This is a genomic window from Ramlibacter sp. WS9 (genome assembly GCF_003797765.1).
GTDB lineage: Bacteria > Pseudomonadota > Gammaproteobacteria > Burkholderiales > Burkholderiaceae_C > Ramlibacter.
This window is the reverse complement of record NZ_RKMB01000036.1, coordinates 39518-46034: the sequence shown is the minus strand read 5'-3', so window position 1 is coordinate 46034 and position 6517 is coordinate 39518. Positions and strand designations below refer to the sequence as shown.

The window sequence follows — 6517 nt, the reverse complement described above, 5'->3', positions numbered from 1 at the left end:
AGGTTGGGGAGGGCGGCTTGAATATCAAAGGCCTGACCCGAGCTCGGAGCATTCGGGCCGTCGCTGCGGCGTTGGCGCTTGGTCTGTGTATTGCTGGTGCGAGCGCCCAGCCTCTAGAAGAAGCACTTCGTCGGGCGGAGGTCTTTCACATCATGTTGAAGGATCGCGAGCTGGCGGAGAAGCTCTCCGCCGAATTAGGCGCCGCCCCATCGGCTTCGAGGCTCGACAAATTCAAACGACTTGCCCGGCAACATAGTGCGGACCCTGGAAGTTCAAAGTCGGGAGGCGACCTTGGCCTGGTTTGGGAAGGCGAGATGGCCCTCGCATTTGAAGACGCAGTATTCGCCGCTACGCCAGGGGTTGTTGGGCCTCCCGTGGAGACCCCGTTCGGCTGGCATCTGATCTACGTTCGAGCGTTTCGGCACGAACAGGGACGTAGTTTTTGCCAGAAAAGTATGGCCGCGGCGATTAAGAGTGCGAAACCGGCGGAGCGGGAGTGGTTGGCCGGGCCGTCGCAATTGACGGACCGTGATCCAGTGCAGGCAGCAGTAACTCAGCGTCTTGGCAAATATTGGTCGGAACCGACCAACGGCAAGAAGGATGAACTGGTCTACTTTTCAACTTTGCCCAGGGAAATTGAGCCTGAGCGAAAGACTCTGGAGGTTCACGTAGAGGTTTTTGCGGCGCCTTGGCGAAAAGTTTCGCCAGCAACCGGTGCGTGCACGCGATCACGAAGGGAAGAATGGCTGCTGGACTGCGAGAACCAGAAGATCGGGAACGTATCGATGACACACTACGAGGGGCGCGCCGGCGATGGGCGGATAGTCCAGCATGCTCAGTTTGGTGAGAAGCCTCCCTATCGAGATGTTGCCATGTGGGTGCCGGCACACGGTACGCTCGGCGATGTGGCGCTCGGGCATGGTTGCACAACTAGCCCGCAGATCGTGCTGCCTCCACTTGGAATTGGCGAGAAGGGTCCTACCGAAGACGTGTTCTTTCCGGATGGGCCGAGGAAAAAGAAAAGATAGCCAGAGTGAAGTTTCGATCCGCATTCAATTGGAGTTAAGCGGGCCTACCCGTGATTGCCTATTGCGTTGTTCGCCAAAGGCCCGCTAGACTGATCTAGCTCAACAGAGGGAAGGCCAGCAATGCATGCCGATCACGTTAACCACTTCAAGTTCACCACCCGTGCCCGGTTGGACAAGTCGATCAACTCCCTGGTAGGTATTGTCGAAGGCGTAGCGATAGACGGGGCCATCAACCATTCTGAGGTGAGCTTCCTTCGGATGTGGTTCGACGAGCACGTAGAACTGCAGAACTGCCACCCTTACACCGAACTCGTTCCGGTGGTTTCTAGCGCAATTAGTGACGGAGTCTTGACCCACGAGGAGCGCGAGGACATCCTGTGGTTATGCGAACGAATGGCGTCAACGGAGTACTACGATCAGGTAACCGCTGATCTGCAGCGTCTGCATGCAGTTGTCGGTGGTATTGCTTCGGACGGGATCGTGACCGAGGCCGAGCTACGTGGCTTGTCAGCCTGGTTAGACGATCATGAGCACCTCAAGAGTTGCTGGCCCTATGACGAGGTTGCAAGCTTGGTGACGGCTGTACTGGCAGACGGAAAGATCAGCCCACAGGAACAGTCAATGCTCCGAGACTTCTTTTCAGAGTTCACGTCACTCTTGGACGACAAGACCATCACCAGTCCAAGCGTAAAGCAGGGTGAATCATTGGTTGGGCTCTGTGCGGTGTGCCCGGAGATCGAGTTCAGCGGCGCAAAGTTCTGTTTTACGGGTGCATCGAGCAAGCACAAGAGGAGCGACTTGTCCGCGCTTGTTCAGAAGCTAGGCGGGGAAGTCGTCGGCTCACTGACATCGACAGTCAACTACTTGGTAATAGGGGCCGACGGGAATCCATGCTGGGCGTACGCCTGCTATGGCCGGAAGGTGGAGAAAGCCGTAGAACTGCGAAAGGCCGGAGCTCGGTTGTTGTTGGTGCACGAGAATGATTTTCATGATGCCGTTGCTGATCGCGTTTGAAGCAATGCTGGTCAAGGCCACCATGTGCAAGCAGTTCAGCGGCGCGCACGCCAGCACCTTCAGCCAGGCCACCGAATAAACTAATACATGGCCAAAGCAATCAATCCCACCGTAGGAGACGCGCCGCTTGCGAGTATTGGTGCTGCATCTAGTTTGCAAGAGCTTGACGAAGTGCTAACCAGAGAAATGGCGCATCAAAAGGTTCAGGCACTGATCAAAGGCGACAGCTTGGAAGCGATTGCTGGTGCCATTGTTCGGTTGGCTGCTGAACTCGACTCGCAGCAAAATCTAACCGCGGCGGCGATGCTGGGCCGCTTAGCAGCAGTAGCACGCGGGAGAGAGAAGACTGTCTTCGATCACGTTCGGCTCCTCAGGCTTTCCGAAGACGCGCATATAGAGCTATTGCCGAATCGGGACTACAAAACCTACGCCGCTCAGGCGGTCTCGCATGTTGATGCCATATGGGTTGCAGACTATTGCGCCAGGGAAGCAGTGGGGATTGACGCTGCAGACATAGCGCGGCGCGAGCTTCTTTCCATCTCTCTCGCTCGCTACGATTCGGTGGAGCTTTGGCTAAGGAAAGTCAGCGAACTTTCAACCGTATTGCTAGAAATAGAGAATGTCGATTCGCGACTTATTCGCTCAAAGCGAATCTTTACCAGCCTCTTCGAGGTACTCCAAGAATTTCACGGCAACTTAGGATCGAATCCCGGCCAGGCTCTGGGCCTCTGCCTTCAACGCTACCTCTCCAGTGGATCGGACAAGATTGATCAATCGGCGCTCCACGATCTGTTGGATCAGGCTCTTGGAAGCATAGTTCGACTGATTGAGATGAAATTTTCCTATGCTTTGACGGCGTCCACCTATGCGGCCATCTCGGAAGGCAGAAAGGGGCTCGGTGTACTGAGATGGAAGGAATATCTTCGGGCTTCAAAGTCTATCGGCGCAGTCCGCAACGACTTGCTAGAGACCGCGCTCGTATTGGCAAGACAGAACAGGACGGATCGAGAAATTGCAGATCACATGTCAACGGCATTTGAGTCGAGGCAACAGTTAAAGATCGCAGCGGAGCGCCACTTTGTCGGTGCGGGCGATGTGCCCCCAAACTTGCGCCAATGGTGGGTTAGTGGAGGGGCAGTTGCCGAGGGTGACCGTCAGGTGGAGCAGAAAGTCGGCAACAACGAAGATGAGCAAATCGGGGCGCTCCTTTTGGAGGTCGAAGCGAATAGCGGGGTCATGGATAAGTTGGACCGAGCGGTCGCTCCTCTCTTGGAGATCTCTGATCCCGTTCTGGCATCTACGGTGCGTAAGGCGGCAAAAGGGCATATCGCGATTGCCCAAGTGGCTCGCCGCTTGGCCCGTATGAGAAGACTAACGACAATGGATCTGCAAGGCTCGCGGATCGACTACAACCCAATTGAGCACGAGATGCTTGGTGGGCATGTAAGTGGGGTGCGCCGTGTGAAAGTGGTGCGAGACGGAATCCAGAAGGACTTCGGTGGGCGTTTAAAAACATTTGTAAAACCGTGGGTCGAACCAGATCCAACTTAAAGGAGGGGCGAATGAACACTTTCGAGGCGCGTATTTTGCTGAAGAATCTCTTGCTGAGAATCAGGACTGAAACAGACGGCAGGGGGCGATTCGATGGCGCCGTTACCGAGGACGAGGTTGCCGCGTTGAAAGTGGCAGTTGCTATTCTGAATTCCTTGCCAGTCGCGCCTGGTGCCGAAGGCGTTCCAGTCATTCAGGTCCAGTCGCACGAAGCGGTGCTGCCGCCAAGCCATGATCTCGTGGCGCAAGTCGACGCTCAGTCTCGTCACCTAAATACCTCGATTTTTGAGTTGCCAGTTCCGCTGCATGGCGCCAGGTTGTGCCTTGACTTTGGAACCGCTATGTCCAAGGCGACCCTGGTAGTTGACGGAGAGGCAGAGGAACACGAAGAAATTCATGTGCTTGAACTGGGTAAGCCGGGTGATCAGGAAGAAGTCAGCTTGGTAATGCTGGTCTCTTCGGTTTTTATTGACGAAGAAGGGCGACTGTGGTTTGGGCAGATGGCGGTGGAACGGTCCGCCGTTTATGACGACGGATCACGGTTGAGGCTTGACAACATCAAACGACGGCTATCCGAAGATGGGTTGGGAGAGGTTGTCGGACCCAAGTACAACCCGACTTCCACTTCTGTGACGTATGGAGACATGGTTCTCGCATATCTCATGTACTTCAATTGGGCGACACAGCAGTGCGTGCGTGGACTCGGTTTTCCGTCCAATCTACCGCGGCGATACGCAATGCCCTGTTTTCCCGGTGAAAAAATGCGGGAAGTATCGCATCAGCTTAGAAGGTTTCTCGGAGAAGCTCAGGTACTGTCTGACTCATTTGGCGATGCAGTCAAGCTAGGGCTGCCCTTACTGGATTTTATGGAGGCAGTTAAGCAAGTTCGATCCGCGCCCCGAAACTATGCATTCGTCGGGCAAGATCTCACGGAGCCTCTGGGCGCGGCAGGCGCGCTCCTTAGTTGGCGTGCGAAGGTGGACATGATCGTGCTTGTCATTGACGTCGGCGCGGGGACTAGTGACCTGAGTCTCTTTCGCATGGCCATTGACCCAGCCAAGGAGGTAAATGACTCGCGCGAATCCAAAGGTACTGCAAGAGGCATTACTGAGGCTGGAAATTATTTGGACAACGTTCTCGTCGAATTCATGCTCAAGAAGGCTGGCGTGACATCTGAGCATCCCAAGGCCGTGGAAACCAGGAACAGGCTTGGATTGGCCATACGAGACTACAAAGAAACCTTGTTCAACGAGCACTCTGTGTTTGTCACGATTCCCGGCGTTGCCGACATAACTGTCGAGCTCGCTGAATTTATGGCATTGGATGCGGTTACCAATTTTGGGTCTTCACTTAAACGCGCAATGCAAGAGGTCTTGGAAAGCGCCGACGAAAGTTGGATAGATTGGATAACAGCGAATCCGAACCGGCACTTGACTGTCGCATTGACCGGCGGTGGAGCAACCCTTCCAATGGTGAAGAGCTTGGCTGAGGGATTCATCACTATTCGAGGGCAGACGGTTCGACTGATACCTGCCCTGTCCTTTCCCACGTGGTTGCGGGAGAGCAATCCGGGGCTCGATCAGGATTTTTCACGGATTGCTGTCTCGCTCGGCGGTGCTAGGAAGCAGCTGATTAACCGGGGCGGAGAAGCTACTGTAATCGGCGGAGATCTTCGTCAGCCTCCTAGGCTGGGTGGGTACTATCAACGGGGCCAATAGCCTTCTCGAAACGGCGCGAGCGTCCGTGTTAATTATGTGGGTCAATCCTGGGGGAGAAACTGATGGCAAAAAGGACGGCTGAAGAAAAGGCATATGCAGTTAGCCTAATTACGCAGGGCAAGTGGCGCTTCTACACATTGACGATGCCCAGCGATGTTCTGGCAACGTGTTGCTATGTCAGCAACCGCTTCGACAATCCACAAGAGGGCTTCCAACGTAGGCTCGACAAGAAGCGAGCGAAGGAGATTGCCGCCTACGTTGATGAAGGCTTGGGAACTATCCCAAGTGCTGTCATTCTTTCAGCGCAACCAGAGGCCAAGTTTTCTGTGACGGGCAGAGGCAAGACTGTTCGATTCAGCCAGAATCCGCAGGCTTTCTTAGTGTTGGATGGACAGCACCGCGTTTACGGCTACTCGCTGGCAAAGACATCGATGCGCGTACCTGTCGTAATTTATAACGGGTTAACTCGTGAACAGGAGGTCAAACTGTTCATCGACATAAACACCAAACAACGGCCTGTCTCGAATGAGCTGTTGCTGGACATAAAGCGTCTCGCTTCGTACGAAACCCCGGGAGAGAAACTTCTCGGCCAACTCTTCGACGAGTTCAATACGAATCCGGACAGCGTACTCCAAGGCTGGTTGAGTCCCGCGGAGAAGCAGCAGGGGAAGATCTCGCGTGTCACATTCAACACGGCCGTTCGTCCAGCCCTGAGCAAATTTAGCCAGCAGGACTCTGCGTCAGTGTTCAGTACGCTCAACGCGTTTCTTGCGGCTGTGCGCCAACACCTTGGCGAACGCCAGATATCGGAAACGTTTGCCGAACCCACGGTATTTAAGGCACTGGTCGATATTTTCCCGCGCGTAGCGCGTGTAGTCATCGATCGCAAGGGGGATGAGTTTGACGACTCTGACTTTTACGCGGCGATGAGTCCAATATTTCACCGCACGCGCAAGCTGTTCACTGAGCCCGGTACCTCATTCAAAGCCCTTAGTGAAAAACTCTTGAAAAAACTAGATGCCGAAGTGCTCTTGTGATGGCTGTTGTCCAGCCTGAATTGTTTGCAATTGCACAGGAGGCTCGACGCCGATTCGCGCCGTCCGAGACTGCCGTGACCGCTGGAATTCGGGAGTGGCTCAGGGCGGGTGGTAGTTACTATGTTTCCAGCAGCACGGCGAACTCGATTGTTTTTGACGCCGTGGACGA

The 6517-nt window shown here is 54.7% G+C and carries 5 protein-coding genes; all 5 read left to right on the top strand.

What is annotated here, in order from left to right; genetic code table 11:
• The coding region (locus EEB15_RS29890; protein ID WP_233259673.1) for a peptidylprolyl isomerase at positions 1-1028 on the top strand (1028 nt) is incomplete at its 5' end.
• Between the two features lie 120 nt (positions 1029-1148).
• A complete protein-coding gene (locus EEB15_RS34685) occupies positions 1149-2042 on the top strand; it encodes a BRCT domain-containing protein (RefSeq protein WP_141513628.1) in 894 nt (297 codons plus the stop codon).
• A gap of 87 nt (positions 2043-2129) precedes the next feature.
• Positions 2130-3593 carry a hypothetical protein gene (locus EEB15_RS29880; protein ID WP_141513627.1) on the top strand — a complete coding sequence of 488 codons (1464 nt, stop codon included), beginning with the start codon at positions 2130-2132 and terminating at the stop codon, positions 3591-3593.
• Positions 3594-3604: 11 nt separating this feature from the next.
• Entirely contained in the window at positions 3605-5311 is a 1707-nt protein-coding gene (locus EEB15_RS29875; RefSeq protein ID WP_141513626.1) for a hypothetical protein, read from the top strand.
• 62 nt (positions 5312-5373) lie between these two features.
• Positions 5374-6348: a DGQHR domain-containing protein gene (locus EEB15_RS29870; RefSeq protein ID WP_141513625.1), complete on the top strand. Its 975-nt coding sequence runs from the start codon at positions 5374-5376 to the stop codon at positions 6346-6348.
• Positions 6349-6517: the final 169 nt, after the last annotated feature.

What these genes read in the sequence shown, in the direction of transcription:
- EEB15_RS29880 (WP_141513627.1), top strand. Translation starts at nt 2,130, where the DNA reads ATGGCCAAAGCAATCAATCCCACCGTAGGAGACGCGCCGCTTGCGAGT.
- EEB15_RS29870 (WP_141513625.1), top strand. Translation starts at nt 5,374, where the DNA reads ATGGCAAAAAGGACGGCTGAAGAAAAGGCATATGCAGTTAGCCTAATT.
- EEB15_RS29875 (WP_141513626.1), top strand. Translation starts at nt 3,605, where the DNA reads ATGAACACTTTCGAGGCGCGTATTTTGCTGAAGAATCTCTTGCTGAGA.
- EEB15_RS34685 (WP_141513628.1), top strand. Translation starts at nt 1,149, where the DNA reads ATGCATGCCGATCACGTTAACCACTTCAAGTTCACCACCCGTGCCCGG.